Annotated in this window: 21 protein-coding genes and 1 tRNA gene; 8 read left to right on the top strand and 14 right to left on the bottom strand. The window is 51.5% G+C overall.

What is annotated here, in order from left to right:
• Window positions 1-99: 99 nt before the first annotated feature.
• Complete coding sequence (locus D5366_RS10835) at window positions 100-849, top strand: tetratricopeptide repeat protein (RefSeq protein ID WP_141493654.1); 750 nt, start codon at window positions 100-102, stop codon at window positions 847-849.
• A 296-nt stretch (window positions 850-1,145) separates the two neighbouring features.
• On the opposite strand, the gene D5366_RS10830 is transcribed toward D5366_RS10835, so the two are convergent.
• The 3 genes from D5366_RS10830 to D5366_RS10820 all read right to left on the bottom strand — a co-directional run bounded on the left by D5366_RS10830 (window position 1,146) and on the right by D5366_RS10820 (window position 2,144).
• Complete coding sequence (locus D5366_RS10830; RefSeq protein WP_141493653.1) at window positions 1,146-1,352, bottom strand: cold-shock protein; 207 nt, start codon at window positions 1,350-1,352, stop codon at window positions 1,146-1,148.
• Between the two features lie 227 nt (window positions 1,353-1,579).
• The gene (locus D5366_RS10825; RefSeq protein WP_141493652.1) at window positions 1,580-1,948 is read right to left on the bottom strand and encodes a hypothetical protein; all 369 of its coding nucleotides are present in this window, start codon (window positions 1,946-1,948) and stop codon (window positions 1,580-1,582) included.
• Between the two features lie 121 nt (window positions 1,949-2,069).
• Window positions 2,070-2,144: transfer RNA gene (locus D5366_RS10820), tRNA-Val, on the bottom strand.
• A 154-nt stretch (window positions 2,145-2,298) separates the two neighbouring features.
• Here D5366_RS10820 and D5366_RS10815 point away from each other — a divergent pair.
• Window positions 2,299-3,345, top strand: a complete 1,047-nt coding sequence (locus D5366_RS10815) for an acyltransferase family protein (RefSeq protein ID WP_141493651.1) — start codon at window positions 2,299-2,301, stop codon at window positions 3,343-3,345.
• 5 nt (window positions 3,346-3,350) lie between these two features.
• On the opposite strand, the gene D5366_RS10810 is transcribed toward D5366_RS10815, so the two are convergent.
• Both D5366_RS10810 and D5366_RS10805 read right to left on the bottom strand, forming a co-directional pair.
• Window positions 3,351-5,225 (bottom strand): hypothetical protein, encoded by a 1,875-nt coding sequence (locus tag D5366_RS10810; protein ID WP_141493650.1) that lies wholly within the window; start codon window positions 5,223-5,225, stop codon window positions 3,351-3,353.
• A 14-nt stretch (window positions 5,226-5,239) separates the two neighbouring features.
• A complete protein-coding gene (locus D5366_RS10805) occupies window positions 5,240-6,172 on the bottom strand; it encodes a mitochondrial fission ELM1 family protein (RefSeq protein WP_141493649.1) in 933 nt (310 codons plus the stop codon).
• Between the two features lie 79 nt (window positions 6,173-6,251).
• Between D5366_RS10805 and D5366_RS10800 the strand changes: the two genes are divergently transcribed.
• From D5366_RS10800 to D5366_RS10790, 3 genes are read left to right on the top strand one after another with little or no spacing between them, the layout of a single operon-like run.
• On the top strand, window positions 6,252-7,418 hold the full coding sequence (locus D5366_RS10800) for a DEAD/DEAH box helicase (protein ID WP_141493648.1): 1,167 nt from the start codon (window positions 6,252-6,254) through the stop codon (window positions 7,416-7,418).
• A 47-nt stretch (window positions 7,419-7,465) separates the two neighbouring features.
• Window positions 7,466-8,653, top strand: a complete 1,188-nt coding sequence (gene argE, locus D5366_RS10795; RefSeq protein WP_141493647.1) for an acetylornithine deacetylase — start codon at window positions 7,466-7,468, stop codon at window positions 8,651-8,653.
• Window positions 8,643-9,674: a M14 family metallopeptidase gene (locus tag D5366_RS10790; RefSeq protein WP_141493646.1), complete on the top strand. Its 1,032-nt coding sequence runs from the start codon at window positions 8,643-8,645 to the stop codon at window positions 9,672-9,674. The genes argE and D5366_RS10790 overlap by 11 nt, the downstream gene beginning before the upstream one ends.
• Window positions 9,675-9,682: 8 nt before the next feature.
• Here the strand turns inward: D5366_RS10790 and glyA are convergent, their stop codons facing one another.
• Window positions 9,683-10,987: a serine hydroxymethyltransferase gene (gene glyA / locus D5366_RS10785; RefSeq protein WP_141493645.1), complete on the bottom strand. Its 1,305-nt coding sequence runs from the start codon at window positions 10,985-10,987 to the stop codon at window positions 9,683-9,685.
• 126 nt (window positions 10,988-11,113) lie between these two features.
• Here glyA and D5366_RS10780 point away from each other — a divergent pair, with 126 nt between their 5' ends.
• From D5366_RS10780 to D5366_RS10770, 3 genes are read left to right on the top strand one after another with little or no spacing between them, the layout of a single operon-like run.
• On the top strand, window positions 11,114-12,556 hold the full coding sequence (locus D5366_RS10780; RefSeq protein WP_141493644.1) for an APC family permease: 1,443 nt from the start codon (window positions 11,114-11,116) through the stop codon (window positions 12,554-12,556).
• 15 nt (window positions 12,557-12,571) lie between these two features.
• Window positions 12,572-13,564, top strand: a complete 993-nt coding sequence (hemB, locus tag D5366_RS10775; RefSeq protein ID WP_141493643.1) for a porphobilinogen synthase — start codon at window positions 12,572-12,574, stop codon at window positions 13,562-13,564.
• Between the two features lie 38 nt (window positions 13,565-13,602).
• Complete coding sequence (locus D5366_RS10770) at window positions 13,603-13,947, top strand: YraN family protein (RefSeq protein ID WP_141493642.1); 345 nt, start codon at window positions 13,603-13,605, stop codon at window positions 13,945-13,947.
• Between the two features lie 48 nt (window positions 13,948-13,995).
• Here D5366_RS10770 and D5366_RS10765 read toward each other — a convergent pair whose 3' ends face one another.
• From D5366_RS10765 to purC, 8 genes are all read right to left on the bottom strand, one after another.
• Window positions 13,996-14,307 carry a hypothetical protein gene (locus tag D5366_RS10765; RefSeq protein WP_141493641.1) on the bottom strand — a complete coding sequence of 104 codons (312 nt, stop codon included), beginning with the start codon at window positions 14,305-14,307 and terminating at the stop codon, window positions 13,996-13,998.
• Between the two features lie 191 nt (window positions 14,308-14,498).
• On the bottom strand, window positions 14,499-14,834 hold the full coding sequence (grxD, locus tag D5366_RS10760; protein WP_141493640.1) for a Grx4 family monothiol glutaredoxin: 336 nt from the start codon (window positions 14,832-14,834) through the stop codon (window positions 14,499-14,501).
• A gap of 108 nt (window positions 14,835-14,942) precedes the next feature.
• Window positions 14,943-15,176: a BolA/IbaG family iron-sulfur metabolism protein gene (locus tag D5366_RS10755; RefSeq protein ID WP_141493639.1), complete on the bottom strand. Its 234-nt coding sequence runs from the start codon at window positions 15,174-15,176 to the stop codon at window positions 14,943-14,945.
• A 2-nt stretch (window positions 15,177-15,178) separates the two neighbouring features.
• Window positions 15,179-17,383 (bottom strand): phosphoribosylformylglycinamidine synthase subunit PurL, encoded by a 2,205-nt coding sequence (gene purL, locus D5366_RS10750; protein WP_141493638.1) that lies wholly within the window; start codon window positions 17,381-17,383, stop codon window positions 15,179-15,181.
• A complete protein-coding gene (gene purQ, locus D5366_RS10745) occupies window positions 17,380-18,081 on the bottom strand; it encodes a phosphoribosylformylglycinamidine synthase subunit PurQ (RefSeq protein ID WP_141493637.1) in 702 nt (233 codons plus the stop codon). Before purQ ends, purL begins: the two co-directional genes overlap by 4 nt.
• On the bottom strand, window positions 18,078-18,464 hold the full coding sequence (locus D5366_RS10740) for a Rap1a/Tai family immunity protein (protein WP_141493636.1): 387 nt from the start codon (window positions 18,462-18,464) through the stop codon (window positions 18,078-18,080). Before D5366_RS10740 ends, purQ begins: the two co-directional genes overlap by 4 nt.
• Window positions 18,461-18,703: a phosphoribosylformylglycinamidine synthase subunit PurS gene (gene purS / locus D5366_RS10735; protein ID WP_141493635.1), complete on the bottom strand. Its 243-nt coding sequence runs from the start codon at window positions 18,701-18,703 to the stop codon at window positions 18,461-18,463. Before purS ends, D5366_RS10740 begins: the two co-directional genes overlap by 4 nt.
• Complete coding sequence (gene purC / locus D5366_RS10730) at window positions 18,700-19,464, bottom strand: phosphoribosylaminoimidazolesuccinocarboxamide synthase (protein WP_141493634.1); 765 nt, start codon at window positions 19,462-19,464, stop codon at window positions 18,700-18,702. The genes purS and purC overlap by 4 nt, the downstream gene beginning before the upstream one ends.
• Between the last annotated feature and the right edge of the window lie 59 nt (window positions 19,465-19,523).

The following is a 19,523-nucleotide window of genomic DNA, read 5'->3' as shown; positions in this document are numbered from 1 at the left end:
TCGTGTAAAAGCGGCCTAGCCTGCTGTTAGGTACATATTTTTCAGGTGACTTTATAATATGCGCGCGCCTGTGTTGGCTTTTTCATACGGCTCTTTAACGTGAAGTCTGCTTTCAAAAGAGCGTTTGCTCGCCCTGAAAAACGTGCGGCCCCCGCTCCCCTTCCTGCACATATTGAAGCTATTCGTCAGAAGGCGCTGAAAGGCCACCATCTGGAAATCGTGCAGTGGGGGCAGGTGCTTCTTGAAAGCATATACGTTCCTAAAGACCCTGCGGCGGCACTTGAGTGGTTTACCAGTGCTGCCAATGCTGGTTTTGGCCCGGGTTATAATATGCGCGGGCGCTGCTACCAATTTGGGTGGGGTTGTACCCAGAATTTGACGGAAGCTGCGCGATGCTACGCAGCTGCGGCACATGCTGGTGATGAATGGGGGCGTTATAATCTTGGCATTATGGTAATGCGGGGTATAGGTCAGCCACGCAATTTGGCTAAAGCATGTGCATTATTTCAAGAGGCTGCACATAAAGGGCATGCCAAATCCATAAATTTATATGCGCGCTTTCTAGAAGAAGGCTGGATTGTAGCCCAAGATCGGGCGGCGGCTGCAAAATGGTATAAATTGTCTGCAGAAAGCGGAGACTACCGCGGTCAGCACAATTACGCGACGTTATTGCTGGAAAATGGCCAGCAAGACGAGGCTCTTGCTTGGTGGCATAAAGCAGTGGTCGACGCTACATCTGATATTCTTCTGGCCATGCGACAGAAGCTGCTTTTATTAGGCGACCGTCGCGACCATGCCTTAGAAAAGCTAGTTTGCATGCGTTTGACTGATATGAATATAGAAGTATAACCTTATTGAGGTTTTCCAAAAAATATTTTATTTTCAATGTTTTATAAGTGGCGCCGCCTCCCTTATGAAGTGATCTGTTGGACCTTATAACTTTATTCGAGAGATAAGCCTCAACAACAAGCTTGTAAGACGCTTACTGACGGCTCGTTACGTGAACAGGCCTGACGACTAGGGGGATCACGGCAAGGCTGAAAGCGTGCGTTACTTACGAGCCGTAAGCTCTGTCTATGGCGGTTTTCATACGAAAAAGTCGCCCCGAAGAGCGGCCTTCTATATACAAACACTTTAAGCAGAAATTACGCTGCTCGAAGGTTTATAGCGGAGGTTTTGCCGTTACGACCGATCTCGGTTTCGTAGTGCACTTGTTGGCCTTCGCTGAGTCCTGTAATGCGGGCAGCCTCAAGAGCGGTTGCATGTACGAAAACATCATCGCCCGAGGTGTCTGGCTGAATAAAGCCATAACCCTTGGTAGAATTGTACCATTTCACGGTGCCTGTTGTCATAACAAGGCTCCTTCAATCATATGACGGACACGCACAAGACTTTTGTGTGTAACATAACAAATACAGGAAAATAAAAGCGCCACATGCGCTTGCATTCCTAAGCAAAATCACCCGTCAGCCGAGACTGTGCTCCATTTTAATTTAATATGCAAACAGTTTTGCAAAAATATTAATGTGCAATATATTGTCAAATAATAATATTATAATTAATTATTAAAAATATAAACTTAAAAAGAATTTGGATCGCGAACTATTTGTATCCACGCATTGAGTGCGGAATCACCTACCCTTTTATCTGGGTGCATCCGGCAGTATGCCTTTGCTCTCAAGTATAACTGCTTCATACTGGTTATCTTTCCATATGCGCAGTTCCCCTTCATCAGACGACAGGCATTCTCATACCCTGTAAATGCTCCAGCTACCCAAGCTTTGGTTATGATGTCCGTTTGTTTATCGCTATTTTCGATCCATTCCTCGCAAAGCATAACACCCGTACCGAATGTTCCATATTGAACACTCGAATCTGTTTCAGAATAAGCATTCTTTGAATAAAGAAGCGCACAAAATAAGAAAAATAATGAATATTTCTTCACCATAAATTCTCCGAAATGTAACTCTTTATTTCAAAATAGGGAATAAGCGTCAATCTTCCCGCTTAGGGCCCCAGAAAATATAATTCTTAAAGGCGTACTAATTCTAAAAATTTCTTGCTTAGAATGGTGGGCGCAACAGGGATTGAACCTGTGACCCCTGCCGTGTGAAGGCAGTGCTCTACCGCTGAGCTATGCGCCCATTCATAGGAGGCGTTCTATCAGTGTGTCCTATGTGTGACAAGTGGCTTTTTTGCCCTGCTACAGCCTTATTATGGTCACTAAGTTCCTGAAGATATTCGAAATAACATGATGTATCGAGGGATAAAGTGGAGCGTAATGCAAGGCTTGATTGCATGCGAGGGGCGGCCATTCTGGCTGTTCTTAGCAATCACATCGGTATTCGTATACCGCTCACACACAGTAACCTCACCAACATACTACCCCGTTGGTTTTTAACTGGCTTGAACTATAACGGTACGGAAGCCGTATATGTTTTCTTCGTACTATCCGGTTTTTTGATTTCGAGTAGGATGCGTGATAGATACGGCTCTCTCGACGCTGTAAAACCGATTACTTTTCTGGTCAGTCGCGCGCGTAGAATTATACCTCCCCTTTTGCTTTTAATAATAATCTTACTTCTACTAAATGCTTTGAATATTGGCGATTACCGCTTTGATAAAGCAGGCCAGACAGCAACAGGAGCCTGCTTGGCGGCTTTGGGTCTGTATTTTAACGTCTGGCAGGCACGGCATGGATGGAGCGTCGCGAGTTGGACGGTCCTATGGTCTCTTTCCATTGAAGAGCTTTTTTACCTCGTTTTTCCGTTTATATGTCGTGCTGGGAAGTATGTGTTTTGGCCTTTGCTTATAGGCGTTGCTTTTGTAGGCTTAGCCGCAATTGCTCACAATTTCCAAAACGACATTTGGCAAGACCAAAATACATACGCAGGGATGGGCTGCATTGCACTTGGTGTGGTGTGTTCCTTGCTCGCCCCGCATTTAAAATATCAGACAAAAATAGTTGTATTTTTCCCCATCATAGCCTTGTTCTTGATGGTGCCCGATTTATTTTTCGGCCGCTTCCTGTGGGACAGATTTGGCCGTTGTTTGGTTGTTTGTTTCGTCTTGGGCACAGCTTTAATCGTGGTGTTTTGTGCTCTCAGAGGCGGCCGTCCGTCGAAAAGTACTTATTTTCTTCGAAGGATAGGGCAACTCTCCTACGAAATTTACCTCTTTCACATGTTCATCGTGCTCAGTGTATTGGCGGTCTGGCGTGGGACTGAAGCTTATAGTTGGGTGCTTTATCCAGTGATCGTAACGTGTGCATGGGCATTGGGGGAAGCAGTCTTCTGGAGCATGCGCCGCCTTGACAACCGACTATTCAGCCAGTTGCCAAGGTGAGTGGTTTAAAATCCAAACATGTGGTCCAAAGAAAAACCTCCGTCTGGATTTTCGAGCCCATGATAGCCAAACAAACGGCATGTTAAATCGCGGATAAGAACGTATCCACCAACACCGGCCTTATCGAGGTGGGCACCATCAAATAGCAAGTGCGGTCTCACCATGTATGAGCCTGAAGGCTCAATGTGGAGCGTAGTTTCAGCGAGGAGCGTACCGTCCGCACTGTGCAACAGCAGCGTTGTTTGTGACGCGTCCGTACCTTCAACTGAGGCGGGGTGGATAAGACAACAGAAGCTCTTGAAAGCATCGTGGCCCAGCTTCAGAAACAGGCGAGTGGTCAGGCCCGGTGGGGGGCCGGCGTATGATTGTGGCTCAGAGCGCCAAGTCATCAAAGTGTTAAAGATGTGAGCACCAAAACTAGTCTCGGCCGAGTGCTGTGATGTGGTATCGCGGTAACGCATCAGCGCATGCAGCCAACCATCGCCGTCACCGCCGTCGCGGAAGTCATAGACGAGGTCGGCGTGACCGGGCTTGTCCGTGAGTTCATGCAGGGCAATGGATGTCTTATGGTCTCGCGGCAAGTTCCCTAGAAAATGCGAGCCAACAAGCGTCCCCTTTTCATCGAAGATGTCCAGACGTACCGGTTGAGATTGGAGTTCTTCGGACATCGGGGTGGGCTGTACGAAGCTGGTGTAGCGTTTTGGGTCTAAAATTGGAAACGGGAGTAAAAAGCCACGTCCTAAAGAAGGAGATAAAGCGCGGATAGCCGGATCAGGCTTTATATTATCTCTTTCAACATTGAGATGTGCAATGCGTGTCCGTCCCCCTTCCCGTATTTCATAGCGCGGACGTACCAGATGTCGTTTCGGCCGCATCTCCAGCTGAGATGGCCATTGAACGTCAGGAAAAAGGCTACCGATGTCGACGGCTACCGTTTCAAAGGGCCCTATAGCACGGTCGACGGCGCGATGGTCCTCTTTACCCATAGTATTAAAGGTAATTTCGCCCGCTGGAATGGTCGTGCCGTGGCTGTTTTGCACCCAAACGGTAATGGTCTCATCTGGTGCCGGAGCGGGAAGAGTAGCAAAACGGACAGACGGCCAAGCATTCGCATCATGCGTTACCGAAAGGCTCGGGTTGCCTGCTTTGCCGAATATGTCCAGAGCATATTTTACGACGTCATGTCCACGCGCGCCAAGAACATGGATGAAAAGCTGTCCGGTAAAGGGCGGCAGTTTGAAGCGCTCCCTAACGTCAGAACTATCGATAACGATGCCTGCGTTAGCGCGCTCTACGGGCATTTCCCATTCGGCGATGACAGCGCCTGACTGGTCGAAAAGCCGCATCCAGTAACGCAAATTTTGGCTTTGGTAGTTGGACCAATAATTCGCGGTTACGATCCGCGTAGAAAAAGCATCGTCATCGCGGAAAAATGCAAAATTGGTCGCAAAATTGAGTTTGTCGAGATATGGCCGCCCCCGTACAACCATTGTGTCTGGTAAGCGAGCCGGAGCAAGTGTCTCCAACGTTTTGCTGCCAAGCAGCTTGGCAAGACGTCCCCGAATTTTGGCATCGTCAAATGAGAGAGCTAGCACAATATCGGCGTCGATACTGGGCAGGTCCAAGAGGGCACGGTAACAGCCGCCATAGCCATCATCTTTACCGACCCGCTCAGTATCATGCGTCAAAACGGTGTGGGGCTTCAAACCCGGGTAAAGTGCGATAAATGTGCGCACAGCGTCATCAGGGTCATAGATAACGATTTTTGACCCTGAAAGGCGTTTCTCCATCGCGCTCAGTGCCTCGGCTGCAACAGGGTGAGCCAAGGCTTTATAAAGAACGTTACCGCCATTGGGGCCAAATGTACGGATATCGAGCATGAAGGATGGGCCTTTCAGAGCTTCAAACGCCGGCACATTTCTTTCGCAATGTCCGGTGTGTCGTCAAGCGGGTGAACCGCCCATGACGTGTGTTCAAGTGCAAATGGGCGGATACGGTCGTCTTTTTCAAGTGCTCGTATAAATTGACCAATACGGTTTGAACGACCTGGGAGCGGCAAAATGAGGACCGGCGCGGGTGTAGCCACGGCTTCTGATATCATGGATACGCTGTCTGTAGTGACAGCAATCATATCAGCACAGGCTAGCATTCCCATATAAGGGTTCTTGTCTCCCTCACCTGTCTCAATGCGTATGTTGTGAGGTGTAAGGCGTTCACGCAGAACAGAAAGGGCCTCAGGGCTGGTCCTGCGAGATGGTGTGAGAACAGTCTGCATGGCGTGCTGGTGGGTGTAAGCAATAATATCATCCGCTAACTGCGCGGCTTCACGAGCGCCTAATAAGAAACGCCCGTTAGCACCGCCGATCAAGACAGCCAGTAAGGGACGCTCATCCGGTTTAAGGAATTTGTACCATCTCTCTCGGGCATGCGCCAATTTTTGGGGTGTGGCAGGGTGAAGCGCATTGCGCGAGATCAAAACATTTTCACCCTCAATGCCATCATGGGGGTTGGCAATAATCACATCGAAAGCATTAAATTTGCGTCGAGGGTTTTGGATTTGAACGATAGGTAATTTATATTTTTGAGCCAGCGTTCGCCCGACAATGCCGCCGGTTCCACCAACGCCGATAATCACTCGACTTTCGGGGGCAATGTGGATGGGTTCAATGCAATTCAGAGGCCTCGGCCAAAAACGTGATGAGCACTTGGACCATAGAGGGCGTGCTTTAACCGGGCTAAACTGCCATTGCCACCCGGCTGTTTCCGCCAAACCAACCCCTTGCGTACGCATTCCAGCGAAATCTTCCGCGATAATGGTGGCTAACATGTACGCTCCAAGAATTTTCTTTCAATCATAGTCAGTGTCGAATTGCCTCGAAGGGATGTAATTTGGCAAGATGCACGCCATGACAATCTCTAATGTACCCACTCCATCTGTTTCTTTCGAGGCGCTCGGCTTAAATGAGGCCCTGCTCGCTGCGGTTGAATCTGCAGGGCTTAAAAAACCAAGTCTTATTCAAACGCGAGCTATTCCTCCGTTACTGAGGGGAAAAGACGTCCTCATTGCTTCGCAGACTGGAAGTGGCAAGACAGCTGCATTCGTGCTCCCAATGCTTGAGGCCTTGGCGCGCCGGAAAGAACAAGGGCTCGAAACGCAGGGTCCATGGGCTCTGATATTGGAGCCAACTCGTGAGCTTGCAGCACAGGCTGCCGCTGTTTGCCGCCAATTAGGGCGGCGTTTACCCATCAAAACTCGCGTCATTTGTGGGGGCACTCCCCGTGAGCAGCAATTACGCGGGTTGGAAGATGGCGTTGATATTATCGTGGCGACACATGGACGTTTGCTGGATCTTGTGGTGCAAGGTGACCTGGTGATCGACCAGATCGGCTACCTCGTGCTTGATGAAGCTGACCGCTTGTTAGACGACGAATTTACCGAGTCCATGACGGCGCTCAGCACACATTTTCCAGACATTCAGCCTCAAACGGTTTTCTGCTCTGCTACATTGCCCGAGCCCGTTATGGCATTGGCAAAGCGCGTTACGCAGGACCCTGTAAGAATTGAAGTCGAGACGGAAGACGCAACGCCGCAACGCATTCGGCAGCGTGCGTTGTTCGTGACGAAAGACGACAAGGTTGCTGTTACGAAAAAGCTTTTGGGGCATTTTACGGGGCGTACCATGGTGTTCGTGCAAACGAAGCAGGGTGCAGAAACACTTGGCCGGTCTCTGGCCCGTAGCGGTCTGTCCGTTGAAACCTTGCACGGCGACCGCACGCAGGGAGCACGCGCTCGTGCTCTGACGCGCTTTCGTGAAGGGCAAGTGCAGGTTTTGGTAACGACGGATATCGCCGCACGTGGTATTGATATCCCTGACGTGGAGTGCGTGATTAACGCTGATATGCCGACTAGCGTACCAGCCTATATTCACCGTATTGGTCGTACAGCACGAGCAGGCAAGCGCGGTATTGCTCTGACGCTGCTTGACCCACAAGAGCGGCATTTGCTGAGAGACGTTGAGAAAGAAACAGGACAGCGCGTACGGATTGTGACGGAAGACGCGCCAGACCGATAAGGAACGTTGGGTATGCGGATTAATCTAAATGTGCTGAGAATGAAGCCATGATTGATCCGCATAATGTTCCCGCCGAAGCAGAGGCGATTCTGGCAGCCCTCGTCTCATTCGATACGACGAGCGCTAAAAGCAACACGGATATCATCTCATGGATTGAGGCATATCTCTCTGCTCATGGTGTAACGTTTAAGCGTTACCCTGGCCCCGACGGAGGGGCCGAGAAATGGAATCTGCATGCGGTTATTGGCCCAGTCCGATCTGGCGGTTTAGCTTTTTCAGGCCATGTAGACTGTGTACCGGTAGACGGGCAGGATTGGTCATCTGACCCATTTGCGCTCAGGGAAGAAAATGGCAGGCTCTACGGGCGCGGAGCGGCAGACATGAAAGGCTTCGTAGCCTGCATGCTTGCAGCGGTGCCGGATATTAAAGAGCTCACCAATGATGAACCGGTGCATCTGCTTTTTACGTGCGACGAAGAAATTACCTGCGATGGTGCACGCCAGATCATGTCCGACCTCGCAGCGGACGGACTGCTTCCCGAACGCTGTATTGTTGGTGAGCCTAGTCTTTTGGCGCCAATCGTTGCGCATAAAGGGCGCTTTGCAGTCAGAATTCATTTTCATGGTACGCCGGGCCATTCGTCCAACCCGGAAGCCGGGAGCAACGCTTTGCACGCGATGGGACGTGCAATTGCTCTTTGCGCAGACGAAGCAGAACGCTTGGCGCTGGAAGGGCAGCGTGTTGCGGGGTTTGAGCCGCCTTATACGACGATGCAAGTGGGGGTCGCATCAGGTGGATCTATCTTAAATATCATCCCTGAATATGCGTTTTTTGACGTAGAGTGGCGTAACGTGCCGGGTGATGAAGGCCAAGCAATGTTTGAAAGCTTGAAGGCCAAGCTAGCTCCCTTGGAACAGTCTCTTAAAACGCAGAGTGCACAAGGTGGTATCCGCTTCGAGGCCCTATGCAATCTGCCGCCATTAGCCCTACCCGTTGACCATTCGTTGACATTGCTCACTCAGCAAATCACGGGACGTAATTCCGCTGGGCATGTGTCCTACGGCACAGAAGGCGGAATTTACCAACGTGCAGGAATGGCAAGTATCGTCTGTGGCCCAGGAGACATAGCACAGGCGCATAAACCAGATGAATTTGTAACGCGTGATCAGTTAGCGCGTTGTGATCGCATGATACGCGATTTCGTTAAACGAGGTGCAAAGGGGCATGAGTTGTAAGGCTGGTCAGAGGCATTATCCAATTCGCATCCGCAAGTCCGAACTTAGTGAGACACTGTTCGTTCGGCACAGCCCTGTCAGTTTGCCTCCAATCAACCTTCCCCTACCAAACCTAGACGCATGGCGTAATACAAACACAGGCATACCGGGCGTTATCACCCATGATACTGGGCGCTCAGGCCCCGAATGTGTGATAATTGCTTTGATGCATGGCAACGAATTTGCAGGTGGTCATGCATTAGAGCGTTTGAGAGTAACCCAGTCAGCACCAGCAGCTGGGCGGCTAACTCTGATTTTAGCCAATCTCAAAGCATTTGGTTTCTTCCAAAGTCAAAACCCCCTTGCCGCGCGCTATCTCGAAGAGGACATGAACCGTGTCTGGTCAATGCAGAGGCTGCGGGGCAACGAAAGCAGTCTCGAACTATCGCGAGCGCGGGAAATAGAGCCGTTTATCCGCCGTGCTGATTTGTTGCTCGATCTGCACTCAACTTTATGGAGTTCAGACCCCTTTTTTATCGCGCCTTATGCGAAACGTTCGGCAGATTTCGCGCGTAATTTAGCGACGATTAAAGATGTGCCTTCCTGCGTTGTGACGGATCTTGGGCATCAAAGCGGTGCGCGCCTGATTGATTACGATCGTTTTGCTGCAACAGTTGGTGCTGGTCGTGGGTGTTTGCTTGAGGCTGGACAGCATTGGCACCAAGAGACTTTGACGGTGATGAACCACACTGTTCAGGCTTTTTTAGAGCATGCAGAAGCACTGCATCTAAATCATCACGTTGCGTCTCAAGCGGTGCAGTGTGTTTCTGTCACGGATAATGTTGTTGCGCGTAGCGCAGAGTTTGCCTTCACCCAATGCTGGAGAGGACACTCATGCATATCGCGGGCGGGGACACTTATTGCGCGTGACGGACGAGATTTGATTTATACGCCTTATGATGACTGCATCTTAGTCGTCCCTAATCATAGGCCGCGTATCGGGCAGCTTGCAGTCCGGCTAGGACGCCGGACCGCAAGCTGATTTTTTATTTAGGCTGATGCTTGCGTGTAGATTGGGAAGCGGCGGCACAGAGCCTTTACTTCTTCGTGTACGCGCTGAGCGACTGCATCAGCATTATCTTCTTCCAGAGCCGCTGTCAGGACCTCGTCGATCATACGGGCAACAGTGCGGAACTCTTCTTCGCCGAAGCCGCGCGTTGTTGCTGCAGGGCTACCCAAACGAATGCCTGATGTAACGAATGGCTTCTCTGGGTCAAACGGGATTGAGTTCTTGTTGGCGGTGATACCAGCCTTTTCAAGGATGTTCTCAGCGAGCTTGCCAGTGACTTTCTTTGGGCGCAGATCCACGAGGACCAAGTGGCTGTCAGTACCGCCTGTAACGATATCAAAACCACGCTTTTTCAGTTCATCGGCAAGGGCTCGGGCATTCGCCAAAACGCGTGTTTGGTATTCCTTGAAGGACTCGCTCAGAGCTTCTCCAAATGCAACAGCTTTACCGGCGATGACATGCATCAGCGGGCCACCCTGCAGACCTGGGAATACTGCTGAGTTTACTTTTTTTGCCAGCTCTGGATTGCTGGTCAAAATAATACCGCCACGTGGGCCACGCAGTGTTTTATGCGTCGTTGACGTAACAATATCAGCGTACGGGACAGGGTTTGGATAAAGGCCCGCAGCGACCAAACCTGCAAAATGAGCCATATCGACCATCAAGTAGGCACCGACTTCGTCAGCAATTTTGCGGAAGCGTGCAAAATCAATAACGCGAGGATAGGCGGAGCTGCCTGCAACAATGATTTTAGGCTTATGGTCGCGTGCAAGCGTTTCCATTTCCTCATAATCGATGAGGCCGTCCTCAGCGCGTACGCCATATTGTACGGCGTTGAACCATTTACCAGAATAATTTGGTGCGGCACCGTGTGTGAGATGGCCACCCGCCGCAAGGCTCATGCCAAGGATTGTATCTCCCGGTGCAGCCATTGCCATGAACGCAGCCTGATTCGCGTTTGCGCCAGAGTGCGGCTGGACGTTCGCGAATTCCGCTCCGAAGATCTTTGTGAGGCGTTCAATCGCGAGGCGTTCGACGCGGTCTACGTCAACGCATCCACCATAGTAACGCTTACCGGGCAGACCTTCTGCATATTTGTTGGTCAGGACTGAACCCTGCGCCTCCATAACCGCGAAGGACGTCATGTTTTCTGACGCAATAAGCTCGATACCGTCTTGTTGACGTACGAGCTCATCGTTCAAAATGGCCGCAACATCGGGGTCAATGTTCTTCAGCGGTGCCTGAAAGAAGGAATTATGTGCAGACTGGCTGGCATGTTCTGACATGGTGGTCCATTCTCCTGAAAGATGATGGCTCGTCGTATCGCAGAATGGACGAAGCCGCAAAAATATTCGCTAGATGAAAGAAATATTCGTTCTTTTTCTCTCTTATTGTCGTCAGGAAACACAGTTATGTCCTCTCCGCTGTGGCGGAAAAAGCCAATTCAGTCTGATCCCTCCTCTAATTCCGGTTTGAAGCGGGTTTTAGGTCGGTGGCAGCTTATTGCCCTTGGAGTTGGGGTTACGATTGGCGCGGGTTTATTCTCACTCACCGGGGTTGCCGCGGGGCAAAACGCTGGCCCGGGTGTAACGCTTTCATATATCATTGCCGCAATCACATGCGGTTTTGCCGGCCTATGCTACGGTGAGCTTGCAAGCATGATGCCATCGGGCGGCTCAGCGTACACATATTCGTACGCAGCTTTCGGTGAGATCATCGCGTGGATGATCGGCTGGGATTTGGTGCTTGAGTACACGATTGGGGCCGCTGCGGTTGCGTCCAGTTGGTCAGGATATGTAACATCCCTGCTAAACGATTGGGGGTTATATATCGACCCTCGCCTCCTTGCCCCACCCATGACGCCCGTCCATCTTGCGAATGGGGATGTAGTCCCGGCGTGGTTCAACGCCCCCGCAGTGTTTATTCTTCTCGTTGTAACTGCGCTTTTAATGCGTGGGATGAGTGAATCAACAAAGATCAACAATGTGTTGGTCTTTGTGAAAGTGGCAGTCATCGTCCTCGTGGTCGCTATGTGCGCCAAATACATTAACACGGCTAACTATCACCCCTTTATTCCGCATAATCAGGGGGATTTCGGCCAGTTTGGATTTTCAGGCGTCATGCGCGCCGCTGGTATGGCGTTTTTCGCTTATATCGGATTTGATATTATCTCCACGACCGCGCAGGATAGTAAAAATCCTTCGAAAGATTTACCGGTGGCGATGATTGCCACATTGCTGATTTGTGCCGTTGTCTATGCTGGATTTTCTCTGGTTTTGACCGGCGTTGTAAACTACCAAAAATTAGCAAATGACCCCAGCCCTGTGGCCACGGTGGTGAATATTGCACACGCTGGATGGCTGAATAATTTTGTTAAAATGGGTATATCCGCAGGGTATATTTCTGTTATTTTTGGCTTGCTTTTGGGACAGGCTCGAGTTTTCCTCGTGATGTCACGGGATGGTTTACTGCCTCACATCTTCAGCAAACTACACCACAAGACGCATACACCTTGGACATCACATCTGATGTTCTTTGTCATTACCAGTATTTTTGCTGCCGTTTTACCCATTGGTGAGTTGGGCAGCATGACGTCTATCGGAACAATTTTTGCCTTCGTCTTGGTCTGTATCGGTGTGCCAGTTCTACGCTTACGCGCACCGGATGCTGAGCGGCGTTTCAGAGTTCCGGGTGGAATGATTGTGCCGATTCTGGGAACGGTATTTTGCGGCGTTTCTATGGCCTCATTAGACAAGATGACGTGGATTAGACTGCTGATTTGGCTTGTTTTTGGCCTCGTGGTGTATGCGTTTTATGGCAAGAAGCACAGTGCTCTTTCCCTAGGCGAAAAATAAGAGCATCATTGCATCATGTCTTATGGAAGCTTCCCCCTCTCCCGAGCCCGCCGTAACAGGCATGATGCATTTACGCGGACTTTGGTCCGTGAAAATCAGCTTTTGGTAGATCATTTGATCTGGCCAATATTTGTGTGCGAAGGGACGCAGCAGCAGCAGTCTGTGGCCTCAATGCCGGGTGTTGTGCGTGTGAGCCTCGATCTATTGGTCGAGCATGTACGGCCTGCCGTGGAACTAGGCATTCCAGCTGTTGCTCTCTTCCCTATCACTCCCGCATCTTTAAGGGATGCTCGTGGTACTGAAGCCTTGAATCCAGATAATCTCATGTGCCGCGCGTCAAAGCTTTTAAAAGACCGTTTTCCAGAATTAGGCATTATTGGTGACGTAGCCTTGGACCCGTACACAGATCACGGGCATGACGGCATTATTGAAAACGGCCGAGTTGTTAACGATTTGTCTATCGAAGTGCTCGCGGCACAGGCCCTTAACCAAGCGCGCGCAGGAAATGACATTGTAGCGCCTTCTGATATGATGGATGGCCGTGTACGGAAAATCCGTGAAACACTGGACGAAGATGGCCAGCAGGACACGCGAATTATGTCCTACTCTGCCAAATATGCGTCCGCCTATTATGGTCCCTTCCGTGACGCTTTAGGATCAGGTGGCTTGCTTACGGGCGATAAAAAAACATACCAGATGGATCCGGCCAATTCAGATGAAGCTCTTCTTGAGGTCGCACGTGACCTCGAAGAGGGTGCAGATATGGTTATGGTAAAGCCGGGTATGCCTTACCTAGATATTATTCGCCGCGTTAGGGACAAATTCAAAGTACCCACCTTTGCCTACCAAGTGTCTGGTGAATACGCGATGATGATGGCCGCATTCCAAAATGGTTGGTTGGATAAAGACAAGACCATTCTGGAAAGCCTGCTCGCGTTTCGTCGTGCCGGTTGTAACGGGGTTCTGACGTATTTTGCCTTGGATGCCGCGCGTCTGCTTCGTTCTTGATCGAATCCAAGCCTAATGTCCGCTCAGCAAGGGGGCTTTTGTCTTATAAGCAAGGCCTCGGTGCTGAGCACCTGGTTGCGGAGCGTCTCAAAACAAGAGGTTACCAAATTCTCGCACAACGCTTGCGAACTCCATTAGGCGAAGTTGATCTTGTTACGTGTACGGATGAGCGCTTGGTTGTTGTGGAGGTTAAGCAGCGTAAATCTTTGAGGCTGGGCGCTGAGGCGTTGAGCACTAAGCAGCGTGAGCGTCTGTTAGCAGCATTCGATTATATTTGGAGCGCCTACCCTGAGTGGCAAAGGCCAGAGGCACGTTTGGACTACATTCTAGTCACGGCATCAGGGGAAATGAAGCGAATTAAAGATGCGCTCAGGCAAGAATAATAAAAGAGCGCGGCGGGATATATAATCCCGCCAGTTAAACGCGTAAGATTACGTGCGGCGGTGTTTGACAGCGTGGTGGTGAGCTGGTGCCGCAGCATGTGTTCTATAAGATACTGAACGGACCACGGCAGAGGGGCGATGTGAGTTCATTGCCAAGGCGACGGCATGTGTTTCATGGCGGTGATGGATCACGCGCATGACAGGGCGATGGTAGACGGGCACAGCCGTTAAAGCATCGAGTGTGAGGCGGCTTGCCTCGTAATCAGTGATTGCTGGACGGGCGATTGCGTGCCCTGCTCCGAAAGTAACAACCACACCTGATAAGCCACCGACCATGGCCTTTAAAAGTCGTCGCGCCATTACAAAAATCCGTACCTGCTGATAAAACGACCGTAGGCTGGAAAAGGCGCTGACGGCAAGCCCGTTAGTGCTTAATTCAAAAAAAATCAAGATCCTGCCATGATTGGTAACAACATGGCAGGAATGTGGCGAATGCAACTTATGGTCAAACAATGGTAAAAGTAACCAGAAATTATCTGGTTTTTACCACTTTAGGCGTTTGCAATAGCAATGCCCTTCTCGGACATCAGGGTCTCTAGTTCGCCGTTCTGGTACATGTCAGTTACAATATCGCAGCCGCCAATGAATTCACCTTTGACATAAAGCTGAGGCACCGTTGGCCATTGCGAAAAGTCCTTGATCCCCTGACGGATCTCTGGGCTTTCCAGAACATTACAGGTCTCGAACGTGACACCAAGGTGAGACAGGATTTGCACCACGCGGGCAGAGAAACCGCATTGTGGGAAAAGCTTGTCGCCCTTCATGAACAGCATGACTGGGTTAGCGTCGATCAGGTTTTGGAGGTGCTGAAACACGGTCTCAGGCATGGGGTCTTCCTTTTTAGGTGGGACGAAAACAACTTCCGCCCCACATTTGGCTTTCCATCACTAAGGTGTTGGAAGCCTAAACTTCAAGAGGACAAAATCAATCCTCATTTAAGCAGGTGTAATTGTCCGCAGCGCCATGGCGTGCAATTCGGTACCCATACGGGTACCAAAAGCATCATATACAAGCTTGTGTTGACGGACGCGGGATAGGCCACGGAAAGCTTCGCTGGTTACGGCGCATGCGTAATGGTCACCATCCCCTGCTAAGTCTTCAATTTCTACCTTCGCGTCAGGCAGTGCTGCCAGAATCGTACGTTCAATTTCTTGAGCGGTCATAGGCATGGTTACGAATCCTGCCCCATAAGTGCCGGCAAGAATGCTGCGTTAATGTCACGTAGACGCGACGCTTCTACGCTGATGCCGTCTGCCATTTTCAATGCGGTTCCACCCGTACGGCCGAGATTGCGGGCGTGTACACCTGCTTTTTCAGCCGCCGCGATGAAGGATGAAGCATCTGTCGTTGCCACGACATAGCACGCTTGATCTTCACCGAACCAGAATGCGTGATGTGGCAGGGAAGCTGGATGCTCTAACAAGGAGCAGCCTACACCGCTTGCCATGACCATTTCTGCTAGCGTGATGAGCAAGCCGCCATCAGCGATGTCATGGCAAGCAGAAACTGTGCCGCTTTGAATCTGGCTGCGAACAAAGTCGCCGTTGCGGCGCTCGGCGACCAAATCGATACGCGGCGGAGCACCTTCCTCACGGTGGCAAATTTCACGCAGCCACAGTGATTGACCAAGCTCACCACGAATTTCACCCACCAGCACCAGCTCTTGCTTTTCAGGCATGGCTAGACCGACAGACTTGGAAACGTCTTGGAACACGCCCAAGCCACCAATAGCAGGAGTCGGTAAAATCGCTTGTGGTAAGCCGGTTGGGGAACGTGTTTCGTTATACAGAGACACGTTGCCGCTCACGACGGGGAAGTCGAGCGCGCGGCATGCTTCACCCATGCCCTTAATCGCTTCAGCGAACTGAGCCATGATTTCGGGGCGTTCTGGGTTGCCGAAATTTAGGTTGTCCGTCACGGCGAGAGGTGTTGCACCCGTTGCCGTAATATTACGCCATGCCTCGACAACGGCCTGTGCACCACCTGCATGTGGGTCAGCTTGGCAATAACGCGGCGTACAATCGGTCGTAAGTGCCAAGCCTAACTTGGTGTCTTCTACGCGTACGATAGCAGCATCTGCGCCACCGGGGCGCTGAACCGTTTGACCGCCAACGAGGCTGTCATACTGGTTCCAGATCCATGCACGTGAAGCAAGATCTGGCGATGCAATGAGGGTAAGCAGCGCGTGTTCAATACCAACCGGGTCAGCTGGCGGCTGAATGTGGCGAGGTGCTTCCAGCGGGGCGCGCGGGCGGTCGTAGATTGGTGCTTCTTCAGCCAGCGGCGCTAGCGGAATATCGGCCTCTACAGCGCCGTTGTGCTTAACTGTAATGTTGCCCGTATCGGTCAGGTGACCAATAACAGCAAAGTCCAGCTCCCACTTTTCGAAGATAGCACGTGCCTCTTCGGTGCGCTCTGGCTTGAGCACCATGAGCATACGCTCTTGGCTCTCAGACAGCATCATTTCATACGCTGTCATGTTAGGCTCGCGCTGAGGTACGGCATCAAGGTTCAACTCAATGCCAACTCCGCCCTTCCCGGCCATTTCGACTGAGGAAGACGTGAGACCCGCAGCGCCCATGTCCTGAATAGCAACAATTGCGTCTGTCGCCATAAGTTCAAGGCAGGCTTCGATGAGAAGCTTTTCGATGAACGGGTCACCGACTTGGACGGTTGGACGCTTTGATGCAGCTTCATCGTCAAACTCAGCGGAAGACATGGTAGCACCATGGATGCCATCGCGTCCGGTTTTTGAGCCGACATAAACAACCGGGTTACCGACGCCAGCTGCCGCAGACAGGAATATCTTGTCTTTTTTAGCGATACCGACTGTCATCGCATTGACGAGTGGGTTGCCGTCATATGCTTTATGGAAGTTGACTTCGCCGCCAACGGTTGGAACGCCAACGCAGTTACCATAGCCACCGATGCCGCGTACGACGCCATCAACAATGCGGCGCGTGCCAGCGTTCTTTGGGTCACCAAAACGCAGCGCGTTCAGGTTGGCAACAGGACGCGCGCCCATGGTGAAGACGTCACGCAAAATGCCGCCAACGCCCGTAGCCGCACCTTGGTAAGGCTCGATAAAGGATGGATGGTTATGGCTTTCCATCTTGAAGACGGCCGCCAGGCCTTCACCAATATCTACCACACCAGCATTCTCACCGGGGCCATGAATGACCCAAGGTGCTTTAGTCGGCAGTGTCTTCAGGTGAAGACGCGATGATTTGTAAGAGCAGTGCTCGGACCACATGACCGAGAACACACCGAGCTCTGTAAAGCTCGGCGTACGGCCCATAATGGTGAGAACTTTATCGTATTCTACGCTGGTCAGCCCGAAGGACTGGGCGAGAGTGGCATCAACCTTCACGCTCATCCGACAAGTGCCTCCACAAGACCACGGAACAGGGGCACGCCATCCGTACCACCGATTGCAGGGTCAGTCAGGTTTTCAGGGTGCGGCATTAGGCCGCAAACGCGACCATTTTCGCTAAGGATACCGGCAATTGCGCGATCGCTACCGTTAGGGTTGGCTGTAACGTCATCTGCAGCCACTGTTCCATTTGCTGTGGAATAGCGGAAAGCGACGCGGCCTTCACCTTCGAGCCGATCTAGCGTTTCAGGGGACGCAGTGTAGTTGCCGTCACCATGCGCCATGGGAGAGCGGAATACATCTCCCGTTTTCCAGCCGCGGGTAAATGGTGAGGAGGCGTTTTCAACTTTCAAGTGGCAGTCTTGCGACAGAAAGCGCAGGCCAGCATTGCGAAGTAAGGCGCCCGGCAAAAGATGCGATTCTGTCAAAATCTGGAAGCCGTTACAGACACCCAAAACGTGGCCGCCGCGCTCAGCAAAAGCTTTCACAGCGCTCATGATTGGTGAGTGTGCTGCCATAGCACCACTGCGGAGGTAGTCACCGAAGCTGAACCCACCGGGTAGGACTACGAGGTCAAGGTCACCAAGGGACGTTTCATGGTGCCAGATCATACGCGGAGCATGGCCAGAAATCAGCTTGAGAGCCTGTGCCATGTCGCGCTCCCGGTTTGTACCGGGGAATACGACGATACCCGCTTTCATTTTTTGTCCTCCGTCGCGCTGTGACAAGGATAAGCTTCGTGCAGGGCTCGATAGATACCCTTCGCAGCGGGCTGTGTTAGGGCATCATCATGGCGGTGCAGCCAGGACACAACGCTCTCACGCAGGCGTGCAGTTGTCTCGCTTGCGGGGACGCAGAATGCAACCGGGGCGTTCGCATCGTTGGAGATCTCGTCGAATTTTTTCGACCAGACTTCGCTGTCTGTTACGCCTGCGATGTATGCGTCGCACAAGCCAGCTGAACGTGCATTACTGCACATAGAGCCGATCATGCGCCCGCTTACTTTTGATACGCGCTGTGCGTGTGCAACCGAGCCAGATGCTGCGAGCGATGCTGCTACAGTGAGTGCCAGCAGCTTCTTCATGCAGCCACCTCTACAAAGAAGTCTTCGATAACTTCATTTGCCAGCAGTGCCTTAGCCATCGCAGCGCCCTGCTCCAGAGCTGTTTCCTTGTCGGTCGCAGGAACGTCAAGATCAACAACGCGGCTTACGCGGACTTCGCCGAGGCCTTTGAAGCCCAACGTGTCTAGGGCGTGGCCAATGGCTTTGCCCTGTGGGTCCAAAACGCCTTCCTTCAGGGATACGAAAACACGGATTTTCATTGAACTGCCTCCGGACCCTTGAGGTCACCGTTACCAGCCTCAGGCAGAATGCCGAGGCGACGTGCTACTTCTTGATACGCTTCTTCTACTTTGCCGAGGTCACGGCGGAAGCGGTCTTTGTCCATGCGCTCACTGGTCTTTGTGTCCCAAAGACGGCAATTGTCGGGGGAAATTTCATCAGCGAGGATGATGCGCATTTCCTCGCCTTCCCAAACGCGCCCAAATTCCAGCTTAAAATCAACCAATGTGATCCCGGCGGCGGCAAACATCCCCATCAGAAAATCGTTTGTGCGCAGTGCAAGCGCATTCATTTCGTCAAGGTCTTGTGGAGCTGCCCAATTGAACGCGGCAATGTGTTCTTCTGAGACCATCGGATCATTGAGTGAGTCGTTTTTGTAGTAGTACTCAATGATGGTCCGCGGCAGGCGCGTACCTTCTTCAAGGCCCAGGCGCTTGGCGATAGAGCCTGCTGCGACGTTGCGCACGACGACTTCGAGTGGAATAATTTCCACTTCGCGGATCAACTGCTCACGCATATTGAGGCGGCGCAAAAAGTGAGTCGGGATGTTGATGTCGTGCAGGTGTTGCATCAGATATTCGCTGATGCGGTTGTTAAGCACACCTTTGCCCGTAATGATGCCGTTCTTCTCACCGTTTCCGGCGGTGACGTCATCTTTAAAATACTGGACGAGTGTACCCGGTTCGGGGCCTTCGAACAGGACCTTGGCTTTGCCTTCGTAGATCTGGCGGCGGCGGGCCATTGGCTATCCTTGTTGCAATGTATCAAGGGCTGCAAACAGTCTTGACGAACGAAGCAGCC

Origin of the sequence: Neokomagataea tanensis (genome assembly GCF_006542335.1) — a bacterium.
In the GTDB taxonomy this organism is placed as follows: domain Bacteria; phylum Pseudomonadota; class Alphaproteobacteria; order Acetobacterales; family Acetobacteraceae; genus Gluconobacter; species Gluconobacter tanensis.
This window is presented reverse-complemented; position numbering and strand designations above follow the sequence as displayed.